The sequence below is a fragment of the Ruegeria sp. CF5 genome, from assembly GCF_056537325.1.
The window spans coordinates 241,103-262,129 of the sequence record NZ_JBQFRI010000004.1 but is presented as its reverse complement, the minus strand read 5'-3'; the positions used below and the strand labels follow the sequence as shown (position 1 = coordinate 262,129).

The following is a 21,027-nucleotide window of genomic DNA, read 5'->3' as shown; positions in this document are numbered from 1 at the left end:
TTCACTGCCTCGCTTCTATCGTACCGCGCGGTTCATTCCGCCGTCGGACAGTATACTCTGACCATTGATGTATCGAGCGCCTTCACTTGCGAGAAACACGCAGGCTTGTCCAATCTCTTCGAACGTTGCGGGGCGCTGAGCCGGGATTTCCCGACGGGCCTGTTCGGACAGGTTAACGTTCTCGCAGAATCCGGGCAGCAGGTTGTTCATGCGAATGTTGTGCCGTGCATAACGATCCCCGTAGAGCTTTGAGAAACTGTGCAGGGCGCCGCGCAACATACTCATGGGGTAGGGCGCTCGCGGCTCGATCGTATTCATGGATGAGATGTTGACGAATGCCCCGCCGCCCTGCTCGATCAGGATGGGCGTGACGATGCGGGCGATCTTGACGACGTTCAGCACATACATGTCCAGACTTTCGTGCCAGAGCTCGTCGCTGAGTTCCAAAAGTGGCCCGTCAAAGTCAGGATCGAAGCCGACTGTCTTGATCGCCTCGGGCACCGTCCCACCATGACCCATGTTGCTGACGATCGCGTCGATCCGGCCATACTTGCTCATGGTGGCGTCGATCATCGCCTGCAGATCGTCTACATCCAGCACAGAACCGCGGCGGCCAATGCCCCCAAGCTCCTCCGCCAATTCCACAGACCGGTTGGAGGGGGACATCAACGAGACCTTGTAGCCTGCCTTTGCCATTTCGATGGCACAGCCCCGGCCAATGCCTTGTCCGGTCCCTGTCATCAGCGCGACTTTAACTTCGGGCATGGTATGTCCTTTCTTTGGGCTGGTGGTGTGATGTTTCTTTGAGGTGGATCCAGTGTAGCTCCAGCCAATTGGTGGCGCCTATCGAGTATTTTGAACATTGCTGTTAGTTTTTCTCACATGCCGGAAAACCTCAGACACCTTCGCGCCCTTCAGGTCTTTGATGAATCTGCAACCCACTCCGGCCTGACCAAGGCAGCGGATGTCTTTAACATCGCCCACGGGGCAATCAGCCGGTAAATGAGGTTGCAGGAGCTGTATCCCGGCGTGACGCTTTTTATCGTCGCCCCGAAGGGGTAGAGCTGACCGAAACTGGGCTGTTCAAGTCGGGCTGAACGCTGATCGGATCAATTCGCAGAGCATTAAGTATGTGGATAGTGCCGTTCTGCTGGAGGCGGCAATAGACGGACAAGGCGTGGCATTGGCAAGACAACTGCTGGCAGAAAGGGACTTGAAACTTGGTCGGTTGATCCGCCTCGATGAAAGCTGTGTTCCATTGGGTCGCGGTTTCTACTTCGTCTGTCGACCCGGCGACCAAGAGCGGGTCACGGTGAGAATTTTCAAGTAACGGCTCATGTCGATTTGAGCTTTGTGTCTTAGTCTAAACAGACTGTAGAGTGCATATTGGAGAATGCCATTACTACTCTTTGTTGAACACTAAGTTCAGTTTGCCTTCGCCACCAACTGATACCCGGGCTTTGCTATCGCTCGAACCATCGTAATCGGTGCGCCATTGATCCAGGTGGTTCGTTCCATGACAAACAGGGCTTCGTCGACGTCGGATGCCAATAGTTCAGCCTCTTGGCGGGTTGCTCTCTTGGCAAGGAAACGAACTTCACAATCGCTGTAGGGACGGTTTCGGATCAACCATTCGTTCGCGCTTTCGCGGCTGAGATCAACATCCAGGATTTCTGGCGTGGTTTCATGGGCAATCCATCTGTCTTCGAAGATGTAAGGCTGTTTGTTGGCCATGTGCAAAGCCGTGACGTGCAACATCTCTGTCGGTTCGGCCAGTCCGAACGACGATGCAACGCGCGGGGGAGAAACGAGAATTTCACGTGATACGAGAAAGTAACTGTACTCATTTCCAGCCGCCTCGATTTCCAGCCGGGTTATCGGAATATCAAATGTCGTGCGTGTAATCGGGTGAAGTGTGATCGTGGTGCCGCCCTTGCGGCGTCGGTTTACGGTCCCGCTCTGAGCCAGATCTAGCATGGCACGTTGGACGGTCGTCCTTGAGCAATCAAACTCTTCTGCAAGTTCCTGATCATTTGGCAGTTTTGCACCAGGCAACAGTTCACGTTCCAGCACCCGCCGCCTGATTTCGTCTCGTATGTCTACCCAGTTTTTACCCATGGTCAGAATCCGTACTTTTTTCGCGTACACCGAATTTTGAAAGGGGGTCATAGCCAACGCACCAGTTCACCGCCACCCAAATTGATATTGACACCATTAATATGTGCATGCTTAAAAAGTTTTGGCAACGGCTTAATCCCGTTTGCTATTTGGGAGGACACAATGAAACGCAGAGAATTCGTGACAGCCGGCGTGCTTGGCGCAGCGGCGACTTCACTGGCAGCACCCGCAGTTGCTCAGGACATCCGGCAATGGAACATGGTAACAGCCTGGCCTAAAAATCTGCCTGGTCCCGGCGTGGCAGCGCAGATGCTGGCTGACAGGATCACCACCCTGTCGGGCGGGCGATTGGAGATTAAACTCCATGCCGCCGGAGAATTGGTGCCCGGGCGGGGTGTCTTTGATGCGGTCTCCGAGGGAACGGCCGAACTTTATCATGCGGTTCCGGCTTATTGGGGTTCTAAGTCAAAAGGCATCCTGCTCTTTGGTTCGCAACCCTTTGGCCTGCGTGCGGATGAGCAGTTCGGATGGCTGTATCACGGAGGTGGGCAGGAACTGTATGATGAGATATACGCCCGTTTCAACCTGAAGCCATTCCTTTGCGGCAATTCCGGCCCGCAATGGCAGGGTTGGTTCCGCGACGAGATCAACTCGCTTGATGATCTGAAGGGGTTGAAATTCCGAACAACAGGTCTTGCTTCGCAGATGTGTTCAAAGATCGGCATGGCGGTCCAGGCCATGGGGCCGCGGGATATGTTCCAGGGGCTTCAGACCGGCGCGCTTGATGCTGGCGAATTTATTGGTCCCTGGACGGATAGTGCGGTGGGCTTCCAGCAGGTAGCAAAAAATTACTATTGGCCCGGGGTTGGCGAGCCATCTTCGGCCGAGGAGTGCGCCGTAAACGCCAATGCCTATTCCGAATTGCCGGATGACCTCAAGCAGGCGGTCAGCTTTGCTTGCGAAAGCCTCTATAATCCGGTCTGGACCGAATATACGACCAAGCACGCGCAGGCCTTGGCCCATTTGGTCGCTGACGAGGGTGTCCAGGTCCGCAAATTGCCCGATGATGTCGTGCAGGCAATGGGCGCCGCAGCAGTCGAGATTATGGATGAGCTGGCACAGGATGAAGATGAGCTGGTTCGGCGGATCACCGAAAGCTTCCTGGCGTATCGGGATTCAGTCGGTCCCTATATGGTTTATGCAGACAATGGCCAGATGAACGCGCGCTCCAGCGTGTTGGGCTACTGATCCGCACATCCGGCGCGCGAAACCGTGCGCCGGATTACATTTGAGGCAAAACGTGCAGAAACTAGTTCAGACTTTGGATGGATTCAGCCAAGCGGTTGGATCAGTTGTTCGTTGGCTGGCGCTGGCTATGGTGCTGGTTCAATTTATGGTTGTTGTCGCTCGGTACGTATTTGGACTGAGCGATGTGGCAGTGAACGAATCCGTTCTGTACATGCACTCCACCCTGTTCATGCTGGGGGCCGGATACACGCTTTTGGTCAACGGGCATGTGCGCGTGGATATTTTTTACAACCGTTTGGGTGATGCCGGCCGACGTCGGATAGATCTTTTTGGTCACCTGTTTCTGTTAATGCCGACTATGATTGCCGTGCTTTATTGGTCTTGGCCTGCCGTTGTGAATTCATGGAGCATTCTTGAAGGGCCAATTTCCGTTGGCGGGATCAAGGCGGTGTTTTTCCTGAAAACGCTGATTCCGGCTTTTTGCATACTTCTCCTGATGCAATCCGTATCGGATGTGTTGCGTATTCTGATCGGGGGCGAGGCTCGTGACTGAATATCTCGACCTTCTGATGTTCGCGGCCCTGATGGCGGCAGTACTTTCAGGTTTCCCCGTGGCTTTCAGCATTGCCGGCACGGCGATTGCTTTTGCCTTTCTGGGGTGGTCACTCGGGGTGATGAACATCTCATTGCTGGGTGCAATGTCGCAACGTATATTCGGCCTTTTGACCAACGGTGTTCTGATCGCCATCCCGCTATTTGTGCTGATGGGCGCAGTATTGGAAAAAAGTCGGATCGCCGAAGAGATGCTGGACAAGATGGGGAGGTCCTTTGGCAGCCTGCGTGGCGGGCTGGGAATTTCCGTTGTTCTTGTTGGCATGCTGCTTGCGGCCTCGACCGGCATCGTGGGTGCAACGGTCATCGCTATGGGCATGATCGCGCTGCCGACAATGTTGCGGTCAGGGTATGATCCGCGATTGGCCGCCGGAATTGTCTGTGCGTCCGGTACACTCGGACAGATTATTCCGCCGTCCACGCTGCTGATCATTCTTTCAGATGTCGTTTCAAACGCCTATCAACAGGCGCAGTATGAGCAGGGAAAGTTTGCAATAGACACCATTTCGGTGGGGCAGATCTTTGCTGCCGCCTTGCTGCCCGGCCTAACGATGGTAGTTCTCTATATTCTGTACATTCTGATCCGAGGCTTTCTACGCCCAGCAGATGTTCCGGTTCTCAAAGATGCCGATGTCCGGTTGCCATTGTCCGAGACGCTGTCGGCCATTGTACCGGCAATCCTGCTCATTCTGGCAGTGCTTGGCGCAATTCTGAGCGGAGTTGCCTCACCAACCGAGGCAGCCTCCGTTGGTGGGCTGGGGGCGGTCCTGATGGCGGCGATCAAGATAGGAAAGTCACGAAAGTTCTTGCTTTTGGGCACCGCTTGCCTAGTGCTTTTGGCTATAGGGGCCAGCCTCTATCCGGTTCGTTTGCAGCGCAGCGATCTAAGCGCCTTCGATTACACTATGGGCGGGGGATACATGGTGCTGACCCTAATCGGTGCAGTTGCCATTCTGCTTGCCGTTAAGCAGTTGATCTCGCAGAAAACGCTTCAACCGGCTCTGACCTCTACGCTGACAATGACGTCCATGATCTTCGCCACCATTTTGGCGGCCGGAATATTCTCGCTGGTCTTCATCGGCCTTGGTGGCGAAGAGCGGGTGCATGAATTGTTGTCCGACCTACCGGGTGGTCCAACCGGCGCACTGCTCTTTTGTATGCTGTTCATCTTCTTTCTGGGTTTTTTCCTGGACTTCGTCGAGATCACGGTGATTGTTCTGCCTTTGGTCATGCCCACCCTCATCCTGATGGGGCATGATCCGGTCTGGCTGTCGGTCCTGATTGCAATCAACCTGCAAACGTCCTTTCTGACGCCACCTTTCGGGTTCTCCCTGTTTTACCTGCGCGGTGTTGCCCCCAAGGAACTTAGCACCGGTCAAATCTATGCCGGTGTGGCTCCTTTCATTCTGATCCAGATACTCGCCGTAACCGTCATCTGGTTCCTGCCCGAGATCGCAACCCTGTTGCCTGCGCTTTTGTTCTGAGCTCGGCCAATCCAGCGTCGCTGGCAGAGGCCTGATTGAGAACCGCACTTTCCGGACGCACAGGATCAGATGGCAAATGACAAATGAGCGGGCATTGGACACAGGTGCAATATTTATTGGGCTGGCGAACTCACAGATCGCCAACAATGCCGCCCGTTGAAGTTCTTAATTTTAGGTTCGACTTGAAGTCAACTCGCCTGCTCACGGTCGAATTGCATGCGAAATTGTCTGACTTCATCCATCTGTTCATGCGACCAGAAGACGAGTGGCTTCAGCATCTTGAGTAAGCTTCGGCCCAGAGGCGTCAATTCATAGGATACTGCCACCGGGGGGCCGGGATCGACGGTGCGGGTCAAGTAACCGTCGCGCTGCAATCCACGCAGGTTCTCGGTAAGCACACTTTGTGTGATGTCTCCGATGCAGCGCTTGAGGTCGCCAAAGCGTTTCGGCTCATCCTCCAGCGCGAGGATGATGATCATCCGCCATTTGCCGGTCACATTGGATAGCACGGAGCGGATTGAGCAGTTGGAGGCTTCTGCTTTGTTGGCAACACCCACAGGTAGCATATCAGTCTCTGGTATTGTTTCGAAACTAGGAGACATCATAGCCATGCATCGTCCTTTGCACAACACTCTGATCTATATGGCAGTAGTGTTGAACGTACCAAGTCAGTTTAAAGTACGTAATTGCAATGTAGTATGAATTAGCTACCACGTATCGAGAGGATACGAATCAAGGAATATGCTATGTCTCCTAAAGAACTTGTAATCGCACTCTTTACCGCTGCCTTTGCCGATCACGACCCGGAAGCTGCACGGCAACTCGTTACCCCGGATTACATTCAACACAACCCACAGGTCCCGACCGGAGCCGACGGTTTGGTTGGCCTGATACCTTTGGTCGAACAATCCGGAATGACCGCAACCACGCATAGGGTCATCACCGAAGACGATTTGGTGGTTCTGCACAGCACTTTTGATAACGCAGACGCCTTTGGCGCGCCGACCCTTGCCGCGTTCGACATATTCCGAGTGGAGGATGGCAAAGTTGCAGAGCATTGGGACAATTTGCAGCCAGTTCCTGAAACGACAGTCTCTGGCCGTGGTATGACCGATGGGGCGACCGAGATCACCGATCTTGACAAAACCGAAGAGAACAAGGCGTTGGTTCTTGGATTTGTCCGCGACGTCTTAGGCGGTGGCGCGCCGGAAAAAGCCCCCATGTATTCTGAGGTCTACATGCAGCACAATCCAATGCTGGCCGATGGGATTGATGGCTTGATGGAGGGCACCAAAGCTTGGGCCGAACAAGGAAATGTCATTACCAAGTTCGAGCCGCAGATCGTAGTGGCAGAAGGAAACTTTGTCTTTGTCGCCTCAGATGCCACAGTCAGCGAGAAACCATGGGCATTCTTCGACCTTTGGCGCGTTGAGGACGGCAAAATCGTCGAGCATTGGGACGTTGTTTCGCCTACCCCTGCAGAAATGGCGCACGAGAACGGTAAGTTCTGAAACACAGGAGTATTGGCGGGCCGGAATTAGCGGGCCCGCCAATTAAAGGACTGCGCCTCGAAAAGACCGCAACACGCAAAGTAGTTTGCAAAGTGTTTCCCCATACCTGCGATGCTTTAGTTTCGCCCCTGTACAATCCGATCCAGCACCATGGCACACATCAGAATTGCGAGCCCGGCCAGAATCCCTTGTCCCACGGCAGCATATTGCAGCGCGCTCAGTACGTCTTCGCCCAGACCTTTGGCACCAATCAACGAGGCGATCACCACCATCGACAGGCACATCAGCAGCGTCTGATTCACACCGGTCATGATTGAAGGCATGGCCAGCGGCAGATCTACTTTGAACAGCAGGAACCGCCTGGTGGCCCCATATGCAGTCGCGGCTTCGCGGATGTCATCTGGAACCCCGGCGATCCCCAGCGCGGTCAGACGGATGACAGGCGGCATCCCAAAGACCAACGTCGCGATAATCCCAGGAGGTTTACCGATGCCGAAGAAAGCGATGACCGGGATCAGATATACAAAGGCGGGCATGGTTTGCATGAAATCCAGTACCGGCCGAACATAGGCGTAAGCCTTCGGTTTGCGCCCGCACCAGATGCCAATAGGAATGCCGATTACGACGCAGAGAAAGGCCGCCGTGCCCAAAAGGGCAACTGTTGCCATGCTCTTTTCCCAAAACCCCAAAAACGCAAGATAAGCCAGTGCCGCGCCCGAGAAGATTGCCACGCGGCGGCCAGAGACCTGCCATGCAATGGCGAGAACAGCCATCATGACAATCGGCCATGGCGTCACGACCAGCGCGGTTTCCATTAGGCTCAGGGCTCCGTTAATCCCGGCCGTTACGCCGTAAAACAACCAAGTCAGATTATCGGCAATGGCAGCGACACCGCCGTCAATCGCCTGAGACACCGCGTTGCGGAAATCCGTGGCGGCGGGAAAAACCTCAAGCCATTTTGGCGTGTTGCTGGTGGAAAATCGGTAAACCGCAAGAGGATAGCAAATCGCCACCAGAAGGGTCGCAAAGGCGATACGCAACGGTGGCAGTCCATGAGGCAACTCGGGCGCACCGCGCCATTGGCGAAACCGCGCAGCCAAAGCCGCGTTGCCAAGCAATGCAATCGCCGCACGGACGGCCAGCAACAAAGCCAGACCACCACAGATGAAAAGGGGCGCATCGGCGCGTGCGGCATCCGCCTCGCCCCGCGCTTTTTCAGCTGCTTCGGCAATGGCTTCAGCCGAAGCTTTCATGCTTTCTCCCAAGCTGTTGCCACTTGCAATCGCCGCTTCTGCCGCCGCCATGCGATCTGCTGCCTGAGCAGCCAGCCGATCCGCACGTGCAATGGCATCACCGCCCAGATCCCCGAACATACCCACTCCGATCAGCACCACGGCAAAAATCTCAATCACGAAGGCTGGCCAGAAAGCAGCCCAAAGTGCCCGAGCGCCCAGCCAGATCGGGCCCAGCAGACCAGCGTACAGGTTCGGGATCAGCGCCAGTCCCTGGGTGTCGGCCACCCGATTGAAGACATCGCCATAGTAGGCACTGTTGCGGGCCGTGAAGGTGTCGACCAAAGTGGTGAAATCATCCTGTTGCACCTTGCTCATCCCACTTCCCCCTTGATACCGCGCAAAAGCTGCGCCTGATCAATCACGCCCACGATTTTGCCCTGCCCATCCCTGACTGCTGTTGGGCTGTTGGCGTCGACCGCCAGGTTGATCAGGTCCGATAGGGTCATATCGGTCTTCGCGACCGGGAATTCTGTCACAGGAGGATGATCGGGATGGCGCGCGGACCATTCGTCGACCCGTTCCATTATCCTGTGCGCATGTACGACATTCAGGCGAGAGATATTGGCCACGAAATCAGCCACATAATCATCCTGCGGGTTGGCAACGATCTCCTCGGCAGTGCCGATTTGCACAACGGCCCCGTCCTTCATAATCGCAATCCGCGTTCCGATCCGGATCGCCTCATCCAGATCGTGGGTAATGAACATAGTGGTTTTGCCCATCTCACGGCTTAGATGCATGAACTGATCCTGCAATTGCCGCCGGATCAGCGGATCAAGCGCCGAGAACGGTTCGTCCATCAACAGGATCGGCGGATCGGCAGCCAACGCTCGCGCCAGCCCGACGCGCTGCTGCATACCGCCCGAGAGGCTAGAGGGCAGGCGATCCCCCCAACCTGACAGATCCACTTTGGCCAACGCTGCTTCGGCACTTTCATAACGTTCATTCAGGGATGCCCCCTGAATTTCCAATGGCAGGGATACGTTTTCCCGCACCGAACGATGCGGCAACAGACCAAAGTTCTGAAACACCATGCCTATACGCGTGGCCCGCATATCGCGCAGATCGGAATCGGACTTGGCCAGAATATCCTCACCCTCGATCCGCACTTCACCTGCAGTAGGTTCCAACAGCCGGTTCACGTGCCGGACCAAGGTTGATTTGCCCGATCCAGACAAGCCCATCACGCAAAAGATTTCGCCTCTTTGCACGCTCAGGCTGGCGTCGGACACGCCCAGCACACAACCATAGGAATTGAGGATTTCGGGCTTGGACATGCCACTACGTGCCGCCACCATAGCTTCGGCCGCCCGTTCCCCGAAAATCTTCCACACCCCGTTAAGTTCGATCACGGTGTCATCGGTCATGGCCATCCCTTCTACCTTACCGAATCCGCAGCCTGTGGGGCGGCTATGCGCCGCCCCATCTAAGGTTTATTGGGCCATCCAGCCCGCGATCTTGGCGGTATTTTCCTTGGCCCAGGCCGAGGTGATATCGGCGGGTTCAGCCCCGTTCACAATCTCCAGAGACCAGGCATTCACATCCTCGGCGGACAGCTGAATGTTTTCCAGCAGTGGCACCAGCGCGGGCTGACGTTCAGCCAGGGTGGCGGACCAGCTGACATGCACCTTGGTGTCTGCATAGGCCGAGGCGATTTTGGACTTGGCCTGCCAGTCCGGGTCAACCGCCGGCTGAACCATCACGAACGCAGCCGGGTCGTGGGGCGGTTCTTCCAGCAGGCGGATATCATAGGTGGCAAAGTTCTGATGTGGCCCATAGCAATAGCCGACCCAGGGTTTGCCTGCTTTCGATGCTGCGTCCAGACCCGCAGTTGCAACGGCCTCGTCGGTGGATTGCAGTTCAAAGAAATCGGCAAAGCCGTAATCCCGGGCGCGGATCGTTTCGGTGTTGGTCGACTGCCACCCCTGCGGGCCGATCCAGATTTCGCCCTTGCCGTCACCATTGGTGTCAAACAATGCGGCATTGGCCGGATTCGCAAGATCATAGACCGATTTGATTCCATGCTCATCCATGGTTTCACCGGTTACACAATAGCCTTGCACCGCATCGAACGGATTGCCGGACAACACCACGGACTTCTCTCCTGTGATGTATTTCTCGGCCAGACCCGACTGGTTCGGAAGCCACGTTTCAGTCCAGATGTCTATTTCGCCATTGCCGCGGGCCATCGCTTCCCAGATCACCGGGACGGCTGTGGTCGTGACCATTTCAACCTCAAGTCCCAAAGCCTCTTCGATGATCGCCTTGACGGCATAGGCCGTGGCCCGGCCCGAGGCATAGTTGGGGTCCGGAATGACCACATCGGCGGCAGCAGCAGCTAGCGGAGCGAGCCCCAAAGCAGCGGCAGCAAAGGGCATAGCCTTGCGTTTCATGAGTTGGTTCCTCCTGTTTTAGATGGGTGGAGCCTTGATGAAAAACGCCGCTTTGTATCGTCCTTTCTTGCATGATTAGGGAAACTGATTGAGCCTATTAGCACAGGGCGAAAGCGATGGTGGACGGGGGGTCAGTTGGGCAGGTCGCATACCAATAGACCCCGCTGAAGAACGGGTGCCAAGTCAGCAAACCGGCCATTAATTGCTCAGCTTTTTCGCCATCAGTGTCTGGTAATGCGGAAGGTGGTGATCGAGATATTCGCGTAACTGCGGTGCCGTTTTGGCCTGAGCTTCGAAGCGGTCGAGCTGTTGCTGGCGTTCGTCCGCATCCATCGGGCGGATACCTTTAGCCTGGCTCACATCACCATGCCAGCCTTCGACCTGGCCCCAGTCACGCGGCACCTCTCTTTGCCAGTCAAACGCGTGATCCGCTGGGCTCAGACCCCACCTTTGCCAGAGTGCCCCCATCACCCCGCGGGGATCAGCGCGCATATCCTCGGCCGAGATGACCGGCGGAGCTTGCCCGGTCGCCGCCACGATCCCGTCAAATAGACTCCGTTGCGCCTCCAGCCCGATCTCTTCGCGGGTCACCTCGGGATCAAGCCGGTGATAGGACGCAATTGAGGCCATCGGATCGCGCAACAGAAACCCATGGGTCAGACGGTTGAGAAACTCTTCATCCTCAAGGATTCTGGGCAATACGTAATAAGCCATGTCCTTAAAAAAGACGGGCCGGGTCGAAGCGCGTGACAACAGCATGTCACGAATATCCTCGTACCGCGTAGGGTGGCCTTCCTGCACGTCGAAATGCGGCATCACCCGTATTTTACGATGCACGTAGTAGTCGTACATGAAAGGCTCATGAGCACAGTCCAGATCCCCACGTTCCCGCATGATCCGCTCGGTCGCGGTGGACATGGAGCGGGGATGCGCCCAGAGCACGAAGATCGGATGTGCAGACATGGGCAGACCTCAGCTTTTCATACGGTTATTTCCCGGATCGTACGGCGGTTGGTCAAGGACGAAAGCACTACGTCGCTGTCCCAGAACCTCGACGCTCAACCCGTCGCGTGCGGATCGGTCGCGTAGATACGCCAGCGCAAGGGTGTTGCCGGTGCGATGCCCGAAACCTGCCGAGGTGACGATACCGACCACGCGATCTCCCTGATAGACGCCATGGGCGTAGTAGGGATCCTCATCGGTGGTGTCCAAATCCAGCAGCACCATGTCCCAGCGATCCTCGGCCTTCATGCGTTCAGCCAGAGCGTTCTTTCCGATGAAGTCATGATCCATCTTGATCATGAAACCGGCACCGGTTTCCGCCGGTGTGCGCTCGGTGGTAAAATCTGCCCCCCAGGCACGGTAGCCTTTCTCCAATCGCATCGCGTTCATCGCATAGGCACCGAAAAAGCCCAGACCATGCGGTTGCCCGGCCTCTTCCAACGCTTCAAACAGGGCGAGCATGTGCGCGGATTTCACATGCAACTCCCAGCCGAGCTCGCCGACATAAGACACTCTCAGTGCCCGAACCGGAATTCCGGCTACGTCGATTTCACGCACGGATAGCCATGGGAATCCGGCATCCAAATCAGCATCGGTAAGCCCGGAAAGAACGTCCCGCGATTTAGGTCCCATCAGGCCAAGCACACCGAAATCCTCGGTCACGCGGCTGATGGTGACGTCAAATCCTTCGGCACGGGCGCGCAGCAGGTCGTCATCCATCTCTTCCGCCGCAGCGGCGGAAGTGAGGTAGATGTGGTCCTCGGCCAGTACGCTGACGGTGAATTCCGATTGCGTCCCACCTGCCGGCGTAAGAGCATGAGTCAGGCCGATGCGCCCGGTTTTGGGCGCGCGGTTTGCGCCGATACTGTCCACAAAGGCGCGGGCATCCGGGCCGGTCACGTCGAATTTGGAGAAGACCGACATGTCGGCCAGACCCACATTGTTGGCAACCGTCTCGCATTCCTGCGCCACGCGGTCGAACCAGTTCGAGCGGCGAAAGCTTGGCATTGCCTCGTCCCCGGTCTGCTCCGAGAACCAGTTGGGCCGCTCCCACCCATAGGCTGCGCCCATCACAGCGCCGCGTGCGATCATGCGATCATGGATTGGTGACAGGCGTTTGCCACGTGCTGCGGGGCGCTCTTCGTGTGGGTAATGCACACCGAATTGCAGGCCAAAACACTCGATGGCTTTCTGCACACGATAGTCCCGGTCGGCCCAACTACCGAACCGTCGGCTGTCCACGGACAGTGCATCCATCGGCGGCGCGCCATGCGTCATCCAGTGGGACAGGAACCAACCCGCACCGCCGCCTTCCATCACGCCCATCGACGACCCGGTGAGCAGCCAGGCATTTGGCAGACCATGGGCGGGGCCAATCAGAGGGTTGGCGTCAGGCGTGAAGGTGATTGGCCCATTCACCACCGATTTCACTCCGCCTGTTTCCAGTGCCGGAATACGCGCCATCGCCATCATGATGATGTCTTCGACCCGATCCAGATCAGGAGGCATAAGGTCAGCCCCAAAATCAGGCGGGCACCCGTCGATCGACCAGGCCTCGGCGTTCTTTTCATAGGGGCCAAGGATCAGCCCGTCGCGCTCTTGCCGCACATACCAGCTTTCCTCGGGGTCACGGATCATCGGCAGTTCGGGCAAGCCAGCCGCGATCCGGTCAGCCACCGCGTTCACCGTATCGGTCACAAGATACTGGTGCAGAACAGGAACCGAGGGGATGTTCAGCCCCATCATATGCCCGATTTCCCACCCCCAGGTGCCCGCGGCATTGACCAGATGACGGGCGTGGATCGTGGTCTTTTCGGTTTCGACCACCCAAAGGTCGCCTTCGCGGCGGATAGAGGTCACCGGGTTGTAGCGCTGGATCGTCGCCCCGTTTTTGCGCGCCACCTGCGCCATGGCGTTGGTGGCCAGTGACGGGTCCACATGCCCGTCATCGGGCTCGTAAATTCCGCCCAGCAGCCCTTCGGTCCGGGCCAACGGGTGCAGACGTTCCACGTCTTCAGGGGTCAACATCTGCAGGTCATAGCCAGTGAACCGGCTGAGCCCGGCAACATGGGCAAACTCGTCCATCCGGTCCGGGTTCGAGGTGATCCTCATCGCGCCCGAACGGTGAAAGCCACAGGTGCCGCCGGTTTCTTCCGGCAGGATGTCGCGGTACAGCCGAACCGAGGTTGCGCGCAGTTCCTGAATGGTCGGGTTATGAGCGAAATGCGTACACAAGCCCGCCGCGTGCCATGTCGATCCGTGGGTGAGATCGTTCTTTTCCGTCAGCACCACGTCCGACCAACCCGCCTTGGTCAGGTGATACATCAGCGATACTCCCATAGCACCGCCGCCAATGATCAAGACCTGAGCTTGCGTGACTGTCATGATTTCATCCGTTCGTTCTTTGGGTCAAATGGCGGGCGCATTAGCGGGATCGCCGGATAGTGTGTGCCTGCCACATCAACGGTGAAGCTGCGGGTGCAGGTCTGGGACAGAGTCTCTCCGACGGCGATCTCGACCATCCCCAGAGCATAGGTCTTGCGGGTGCGTGCCCCCCGCGCACCCGAGGTGGTCGCTCCGACCACCCGACCGTCTTCAAGGATCAGTTCGTCATGCAGGATAAGTGGTTTGTCAGGTAGCTCGAAAATCACCGCGCGACGGCGAAGACCGTCTGCCTTCTGCCGGACCAGTGCCTCTTTGCCCAGAAAATCGGTCTTCCAGTCCACAGCAAATCCCAGCCCGGCTTCCAGCGGAGAGATATCCGGCCCGAGATCGTGACCCCAGTGCTTGAACCCTTTCTCGATCCGGCAGCCATCCAGCGCGAAATGACCCATCGGGCGCGCGCCTTGTGCTGTGAGCGCATCAAACACCGGCCCGCCTAGCTGTGCTGGAATGTAAAGTTCCCACCCCAGCTCGCCCACAAAACTCACCCGCTGCGCGCGACATTGCACGTCCGCCACCATGACATCTCGGGCGGTTGAAAACGGAAAGCTCTGCCAATCCGCGTCAGACAGCGCCACCAGCGTGTCGCGAGACCCGGCACCCATGACGCCGATCACGACTTCGTCTTCGGTCACGTCCCGGATCATCACATCTCGGCCCGCACAGTGCCGCTTGAGCCACGCCAAATCCTTTTGTCGGGTCGCAGCTCCTGACACCATGCGGAAGCGATCCGGCCCGAGCCGCAGCAATGTGACATCCGCCTCAACCCCGCCCCGCGCGTTCAGCAGCGGCGTATAGACCGCGCGTCCCGGTGCGACGTCCATATTCGCAGTGGCGAGATATTGTAAAAGCGCCAGCGCGTCCGGCCCGAAGATGTCGAATTTCCCGAACGGGGACAGGTCGAGCAGCGCCGTGCCATGCTCCATGATCGCAGCCTCGCGGTGGGCGATCTCCTGCCACGACTGTTCACCGGTGGAATAAGGCAGAGCACGTTCACTGTCGTCCCGCGCATACCACAGCCCGCGTTCCCAGCCTGCTGTCAGGCCGAATTCAGCCCCAGCGGCGGCCCATTTGTCGTGCAAGGCGGATTTGCGCAGGCCACGCCCGGCTTTGGGTTGTTTGAAAGGCCAGTGAAGGGCAAAGGCGTCGCTCACGGCTTCTTGCATGCGGGTTTCAATATGGCTGGCTGCAGCGGCCAATGGATCGACCCGCGCCACGTCGACCTCCCATAGGTCCATCTGTGCTTCGCCCTCGATCATCCAGTCGGCGAGGACCCGCCCGACGCCCGCCGAGGACATGACACCGACCGAGTTCATACCGGCCGCAACGTACAACCCGTCCACTTCGGGTGTCTGGCCAATCAGAGGGCGAGTGTCATGGGTAAAGCTTTCCGGCCCGTTCATAAAGTGCTGGATGCCGGTTTTGGCCAATGCCGGGATCAACTCCAAAGCGCCCTCCATGAAAGGCATGAACTGATCCCAATCCTCGGGCATCTCCAGAAACGGACGATCACCCTCGGGGCTAAAGGCATCCCAGCATTTCGCATTCGGTTCAAAACCGCCGATGACCAGCTTGCCCGCGTCACCCTTGACGTAGAACCCACGGTCGAGATCACGCAGAACCGGATAGGGATTGGGCAGCCCGGCCATCGGTTCGGTGACGACATACATATGCTCAACAGCCTGCAGCGGCAGAGCCACCCCTGCTGCGTCGGCAAGCTTCTTCGACCACGCCCCGGCACACAGTGCCACACTGTCGGCCAGCAACTCGGACCCGTCGGCCAGCGCAACGCCCTTGATCCGGCCGGCCTCAACCAGCAGCCGGTCGACCTGCACGCCTTCGCGGATTTGCACCCCCTTGGCGCGCGCAGCTTTGGCATAAGCCATGCACAGATCCACCGGGTTCACATTGGCGTCTTCCTCGACCCGCAAAGCTCCGACTATTCCGTCTGAATTGAGGCCGGGGACATCTATCGCCTCGGGCCCCACGATCCCAGGTGTGAGCCCAAGATGGCGGCCAAGAGAGGCAATGCGGTGCAACTCATCCATTCGGTTTGGATCGCGGGCCAGCCAATAGCCACCGGTTTGGCGATAGCCGGTGGAAAGACCGCATTCTTCTTCCAGCTTCGGGAACAGCGTACCGGCATACATGGCGAGATGGGTCATGTTCGGTGTGGCGCGCAGGGGGCCAACAATCCCGGCGGCATGCCAACTGGTCCCGGACGTCAGCTGGTTGCGCTCCAGCAATTGGACGTCCCTCGCTCCGGCTGAGGCCAGATGATAGGCCAGGCTCAGCCCGATTGCGCCGCCGCCGATGATGATGGTTCCTGCCATTCCCGGAACTCCTCCCTGTCGCCCGATCATGTTCTCTGCGATGAGGCCAGGATCAAGTACGACTAAACATCATAACCACAACTAATGATAAGCAGAGCTTGCGCCTGTTCAGCCCTGTGCGTTTCATGCCATTACAACGATCTATGGGGATTCGAGGGGCAAATGGCGCGCAACGAAGTGGAAATCAATCTGTTCCGGGCGATCGAAGTCTTCATGGCCGTCGCGGATATGCGCCATGTAACGGCGGCGGCAAATGCCCTTGGGATCACTCAATCGGCAGCTTCGCAACATTTGAAAAACCTCGAAACCGCATTTGGTGTAACGCTGCTGGACCGTTCGCGCCGACCGTTGGGTCTGACCCATGCGGGAGAGGCTGTGCAACGGCACGGGTATCGCATTCTCAATGAAATCGACGATCTGAAATCCGATCTGCGCCACCTGAATGCAACCGCACTACCGATACTGCGAGTCGGTCTGCTGGCATCTACAGCAACGACATTGACTCCGGGCCTTTTTGAATTTGTTGAGCATGAATTGCGGGTTCCTGAACTGATCCTTTCTGCAGGTCTTGCCAACGATCACCAAAGCGCGCTGAACGCGCGCAAAATCGATGTGGCAGTCACTTCGGAACTGTTCATGATGAGTGACGACTATGACACTTATCCTGTTCTGGAAGAACCGTTTTTCTTAGTTTTGCCAGAAGACTATGACGGGCCTGAAGATAACATCCACGCAATCTCAGAACGCCTATCTCTGGTGCGTTTCGGAGCACTTACACCGGTGGGGCGACGCACGGATCAGCATCTGCAACGCTGCCGCCTGCATCTGCCCCGCGCGATAGAGGCGGACAGGTCGTCGATGGTTGTGGCCGGGGTGGTAACCGGCAAGTGCTTTGCGATTTTGACGCCTTCGCTTTTGATTGATGGGGTCGCCGAAGGAATGCCGCTGCGCATTGTGCCATTGCCATTTTCCGGGTTCAAACGCGGTATCCAGGTTGTGTCGCGCAAAGGGGGTCTGGGCGACATCCCGGCCCGTCTGGCCCATCAATGCGCCGATATTCTGCGCGAGCACTTTACTCGCCGATTTCCGGACATCGCGGATCAGATCACGTACCACACTGGTGCTAATCCCGATCATTAGGATTTCCGATCAAGCACCTCTCCCCCTGTTCGCGCCCCGTTTCCGGTGCATATTCACAGGACCGGCACGGGCATCTGTGCCATGTCCAACAGGAATTCGGGAGGCACAACATGTCACGTCGCTCAGGCCGCAAATCGCGCGTGCAGGCGAGGGCCGCCAAGGGGGCTATGTCTGCCCCCTACGTGATGCGCCGAATTGGATTGGTCAGTCTGATTGATGACGAAGCCATCGCCATCATCGAACGCAATGCCGACCGGATTCTGGATGAGATCGGTATGGAGTTTCGCGGCGACCCGGACACGCTGGACCTGTTCAAGGCACATGGTGCGCGGGTCGAGGGTGAGCGGGTACGGTTCGATCCTGGCTGGTGCCGCGACAAGATCAAAACCGCGCCGCCTGTCTTCACTCAACACGCCCGCAATCCGGACCGATCGATCCAGATCGGTGGGCAAGCTCAGGTCTATGCCCCAAGCTTCGGCCCGCCTTTCGTGCACGACATGGAAAACGGGCGGCGTTACGCCACGCTTGAGGACTTCCAGAATATTACCAAGCTGCACCATCAGTTGGGTGCCGTGAATCATTCCGGTGGCGTGGTGGTGGAGCCGGTTGATGTTCCCGTGCCCCTGCGCCATCTGCACATGGCCCACACCCATCTGACCATGAACGACAAACCTTTTATGGGGGCGGTGACCGCCCCCGAGCGTGCCCGTGACACGATCGAAATGTGCAAGATCGCCATGGGTTCCGATTTCGTCGATGAGAACTGCGTACTCTACTCCGTCGTTAATACAAACGCGCCTTTGGTGATGGACGAGACCATGCTGTGGGCGCTGAAGGAATACGCGCGGGCAGGGCAGTGCACGGTGGTCTCACCGTTCGTGCTGGGGGGCGCGATGTCGCCGGTTTCCGTTGCCGCGACGCTCGCGCAGGTCCTGGCCGAGGTGATGGCCTCGGTCGCGCTGATCCAGATCATTCGCCCCGGTGCACCTGCCGCATTCGGCACGTTTTTCTCGCCCATCAGCCTCAAGACCGGTGCACCAACATTCGGCACGCCCGAAGGAACCCAGTTCCAGATGTGCGCCAAAACACTGGCGGATCGTCTGGGCCTGCCTTTCCACTCGGTCGGCGGGCTTACGGCATCCAAAGTGCCGGACGCGCAGGCGGGATATGAAAGTCAGGCCCAATTGATGGGGGCCGCATTGGCGGGGGTAAACTTCATCATCCACGCCACGGGCTGCCTCGAAGGTTTGCTGACCACCGGTTATGAAAAGATCGTCATGGACGCCGATCGCTGCGCGGCGATGCAGCGCTTTGTTCAGGGCGTCGACTTTTCGGAAAGCGCGCAAGCAATGGAGGCGTTTACCGAGGTGGAACCGGGCGGCCATTTCCTTGGCGCTCAGCACACGCAGGACAATTTCGAAACCGCCTTTTGGATGGGCGACATGTCCGACAATTGCACCTACGAACAATGGGCTGCCGAGGGCGCCCATTGGCAGCATGACCGTGCCAGCACACGCGTAAAACAGCTAATCGAAGACTACGAAGCCCCGGCCATGGAGGCCGGTATCCGCGAAGCCCTTGATGAATTCGTCGCCCGCCGTAGCCGGGAAATCGAAGGAGAACAGCCATGAACAAGCAAACCGACTGGACCCTGAACGACACCGCCCGGCGGCGAGACACCTTCTATGCCGCAAGCCAACGCAAGTTCGTCCCCTTCAAAGAGCCGATGGTATTCAAGAAGGGGTCGATGCAGTACCTATGGGACGTCGAAGGGCGCAAATACACCGACCTTCTGGGCATGAATGTCTGTATCTCGGTTGGGCACAGCCATCCCAAGGTGGTGGCCGCGGCGATGGAACAGGCGCAGGAACTGACCCATTGTACCACGATGTTCTACCATCCGGTGCCCGCGCATTTTGCCGAGGAACTGGCTGCGACCATGCCCAACCCGAACGGTGACATCGAATGGGTGGTGCATTTCACCAATTCCGGTTCAGAGGCGGTTGACCTAGCCATGACCATGGCGCGCAGCTATACAGGCAACCTTGACCTGCTGGCGCTGCGTTCCGCCTATCATGGCCCGACGGCCGCGGCCCAATCGATCACCGGGATTTCCGGCTGGCGCCATCCGGGGATGCCGGGCAACGTAGCCTTTGTGCCTGACCCGCATCAATATCGCGGCATCTTTGGCGAAAACGCGGGCGCACAGCCCTATCTGGACGAGATCGAGCGTACCATTCACGCTGCGACAACCGGCAGCGTCGCCGGAATTTTTGTGGAAAGCGTGCAGGGTTATGGTGGCATCGTCGAAATGCCCAAAGGGTATATGACCGGTGCCGCCGAACGGGTACGGGCGGCCGGGGGACTCTATATCGCTGATGAGGTGCAATCCGGGTTCGGGCGCACCGGTGACCACATGTGGGGTTTTGAGGCCGATGGCGTCATCCCGGATATCGTTGTCATGGCCAAGGGCATCGGCAATGGTTTTCCGCTGGGCGCAGTTGTTGCGCGTAAGGAAATCGCGGCGCCTATGGCCGAGAAGTTCATGTTCCACACTTACGGCGCCAATCCAACCTCTTGCGCGGCAGGGCGGGCAGTTCTGCAAGTGATCAAAGAGGACAAAGTACGCGAGAACGCCCGCGACGTTGGGGCCGCTTTGCTGAAACGTCTGCACGTGCTGAAGGACAAGTACCCGGTCATCGGTGATGTGCGTGGACGCGGTCTGATGCTGGCCGTTGAGATGGTCAAGGACCGCAAGACCAAAGAACCCGACCCGCAAACCACAGCCGCTGTATTCGAGGCGACGCGAGAAAGCGGAATCATTCTTTCAAAATCGGGCGCATATCAATCCTGCCTGCGCATGGTGCCACCTATGTGCCTGTCGATAGACGATGTGGAACATGTAGCCGAAGGCCTGGACCGCGCCTTTGCCATGGCTAATAACTGATGTGGTATGTGCAACACTCGTCAATCCGCGAAGGGCCAGCCGCGTGATTGGTCCATGTAAAGGTGGTGAAAGCTGCTCGATCCTTCGACTGCGATGTAGTTCTACGCAATAGTGCTGATCTCGGAGCAACCCTACATGATGGTAGGTGCGCACCCAACGATCGTGTGTGGCCTTTCGACATGGCACGCAAGCCGGGATTTGCAGTGAATATGCTGTCCCGGTGCTGCCCAATCGCAATACGCAGCTCGCACCGCCGAATGGCTAATGCATTAAGGTGTTGAAATTAGATGAAATTTGGTCGGAGTGAGAGGATTCGAACCTCCGACCCCTGCCTCCCGAAGACAGGGGTTTTCCTTAAATATATGGTATTATTCGACCAGATTGCACGGAACACTCCGTAAACATATGTAGAACCTACGCAATTTTGTGCAATCCTGCATGTATTGCACAACTGTACTTTGCACGACTTGCAAAGGGTTGCAATACAGAGCACCGTTTGCAC

At 57.4% G+C, this 21,027-nt stretch carries 16 protein-coding genes, 1 tRNA gene and 1 pseudogene; 8 read left to right on the top strand and 10 right to left on the bottom strand.

Annotated features, from left to right (window positions below):
• Positions 1–15 precede the first annotated feature (15 nt).
• Positions 16–765: an SDR family oxidoreductase gene (locus ACR0NW_RS12530; protein WP_170653039.1), complete on the bottom strand. Its 750-nt coding sequence runs from the start codon at positions 763–765 to the stop codon at positions 16–18.
• Between the two features lie 307 nt (positions 766–1,072).
• On the opposite strand from ACR0NW_RS12530, the pseudogene ACR0NW_RS12525 reads away from it, so the two are divergent.
• Positions 1,073–1,330 (top strand): annotated as a pseudogene (locus ACR0NW_RS12525) (LysR substrate-binding domain-containing protein); the annotation flags it as partial.
• A 95-nt stretch (positions 1,331–1,425) separates the two neighbouring features.
• On the opposite strand, the gene ACR0NW_RS12520 reads toward ACR0NW_RS12525, so the two are convergent.
• Positions 1,426–2,118 carry a GntR family transcriptional regulator gene (locus ACR0NW_RS12520; protein WP_480450269.1) on the bottom strand — a complete coding sequence of 231 codons (693 nt, stop codon included), beginning with the start codon at positions 2,116–2,118 and terminating at the stop codon, positions 1,426–1,428.
• 162 nt (positions 2,119–2,280) lie between these two features.
• On the opposite strand from ACR0NW_RS12520, the gene ACR0NW_RS12515 reads away from it, so the two are divergent.
• The 3 genes from ACR0NW_RS12515 to ACR0NW_RS12505 are packed head-to-tail and all read left to right on the top strand — an operon-like array spanning position 2,281 to position 5,462.
• Positions 2,281–3,366: a TRAP transporter substrate-binding protein gene (locus ACR0NW_RS12515; protein WP_170653031.1), complete on the top strand. Its 1,086-nt coding sequence runs from the start codon at positions 2,281–2,283 to the stop codon at positions 3,364–3,366.
• 52 nt (positions 3,367–3,418) lie between these two features.
• Positions 3,419–3,919: a TRAP transporter small permease subunit gene (locus ACR0NW_RS12510; protein WP_480450578.1), complete on the top strand. Its 501-nt coding sequence runs from the start codon at positions 3,419–3,421 to the stop codon at positions 3,917–3,919.
• The gene (locus tag ACR0NW_RS12505; protein ID WP_480450270.1) at positions 3,912–5,462 is read left to right on the top strand and encodes a TRAP transporter large permease; all 1,551 of its coding nucleotides are present in this window, start codon (positions 3,912–3,914) and stop codon (positions 5,460–5,462) included. The genes ACR0NW_RS12510 and ACR0NW_RS12505 overlap by 8 nt, the downstream gene beginning before the upstream one ends.
• 188 nt (positions 5,463–5,650) lie before the next feature.
• On the opposite strand, the gene ACR0NW_RS12500 is transcribed toward ACR0NW_RS12505, so the two are convergent.
• Positions 5,651–6,028 (bottom strand): winged helix-turn-helix transcriptional regulator, encoded by a 378-nt coding sequence (locus ACR0NW_RS12500; protein ID WP_480450272.1) that lies wholly within the window; start codon positions 6,026–6,028, stop codon positions 5,651–5,653.
• Between the two features lie 180 nt (positions 6,029–6,208).
• On the opposite strand from ACR0NW_RS12500, the gene ACR0NW_RS12495 reads away from it, so the two are divergent.
• Positions 6,209–6,973 carry a nuclear transport factor 2 family protein gene (locus ACR0NW_RS12495; protein WP_480450274.1) on the top strand — a complete coding sequence of 255 codons (765 nt, stop codon included), beginning with the start codon at positions 6,209–6,211 and terminating at the stop codon, positions 6,971–6,973.
• 116 nt (positions 6,974–7,089) lie between these two features.
• Here ACR0NW_RS12495 and ACR0NW_RS12490 read toward each other — a convergent pair whose 3' ends face one another.
• From ACR0NW_RS12490 to ACR0NW_RS12465, 6 genes are all read right to left on the bottom strand, one after another.
• Positions 7,090–8,583 carry an ABC transporter permease gene (locus ACR0NW_RS12490; RefSeq protein WP_480450276.1) on the bottom strand — a complete coding sequence of 498 codons (1,494 nt, stop codon included), beginning with the start codon at positions 8,581–8,583 and terminating at the stop codon, positions 7,090–7,092.
• Positions 8,580–9,635, bottom strand: coding sequence for a quaternary amine ABC transporter ATP-binding protein (locus ACR0NW_RS12485; protein ID WP_480450278.1), 1,056 nt, complete (start codon positions 9,633–9,635; stop codon positions 8,580–8,582). The genes ACR0NW_RS12490 and ACR0NW_RS12485 overlap by 4 nt, the downstream gene beginning before the upstream one ends.
• Before the next feature lie 66 nt (positions 9,636–9,701).
• Complete coding sequence (locus ACR0NW_RS12480) at positions 9,702–10,661, bottom strand: ABC transporter substrate-binding protein (protein WP_480450279.1); 960 nt, start codon at positions 10,659–10,661, stop codon at positions 9,702–9,704.
• A gap of 198 nt (positions 10,662–10,859) precedes the next feature.
• Positions 10,860–11,624, bottom strand: coding sequence for a sulfotransferase-like domain-containing protein (locus ACR0NW_RS12475; protein WP_480450281.1), 765 nt, complete (start codon positions 11,622–11,624; stop codon positions 10,860–10,862).
• 9 nt (positions 11,625–11,633) lie between these two features.
• Entirely contained in the window at positions 11,634–14,048 is a 2,415-nt protein-coding gene (locus tag ACR0NW_RS12470; RefSeq protein WP_480450282.1) for a GcvT family protein, read from the bottom strand.
• A complete protein-coding gene (locus ACR0NW_RS12465; protein ID WP_480450283.1) occupies positions 14,045–16,438 on the bottom strand; it encodes a GcvT family protein in 2,394 nt (797 codons plus the stop codon). Before ACR0NW_RS12465 ends, ACR0NW_RS12470 begins: the two co-directional genes overlap by 4 nt.
• A 162-nt stretch (positions 16,439–16,600) precedes the next feature.
• Here ACR0NW_RS12465 and ACR0NW_RS12460 point away from each other — a divergent pair, with 162 nt between their 5' ends.
• The 3 genes from ACR0NW_RS12460 (at position 16,601) to ACR0NW_RS12450 (ending at position 20,525) form a co-directional block, all read left to right on the top strand.
• A complete protein-coding gene (locus tag ACR0NW_RS12460) occupies positions 16,601–17,578 on the top strand; it encodes a LysR family transcriptional regulator (RefSeq protein ID WP_480450285.1) in 978 nt (325 codons plus the stop codon).
• A 110-nt stretch (positions 17,579–17,688) separates the two neighbouring features.
• Positions 17,689–19,209: a trimethylamine methyltransferase family protein gene (locus ACR0NW_RS12455; RefSeq protein WP_480450287.1), complete on the top strand. Its 1,521-nt coding sequence runs from the start codon at positions 17,689–17,691 to the stop codon at positions 19,207–19,209.
• Positions 19,206–20,525: an aspartate aminotransferase family protein gene (locus ACR0NW_RS12450; RefSeq protein ID WP_480450288.1), complete on the top strand. Its 1,320-nt coding sequence runs from the start codon at positions 19,206–19,208 to the stop codon at positions 20,523–20,525. The genes ACR0NW_RS12455 and ACR0NW_RS12450 overlap by 4 nt, the downstream gene beginning before the upstream one ends.
• A 295-nt stretch (positions 20,526–20,820) precedes the next feature.
• On the opposite strand, the gene ACR0NW_RS12445 is transcribed toward ACR0NW_RS12450, so the two are convergent.
• Positions 20,821–20,923, bottom strand: a tRNA-OTHER gene (locus ACR0NW_RS12445).
• Positions 20,924–21,027: the final 104 nt, after the last annotated feature.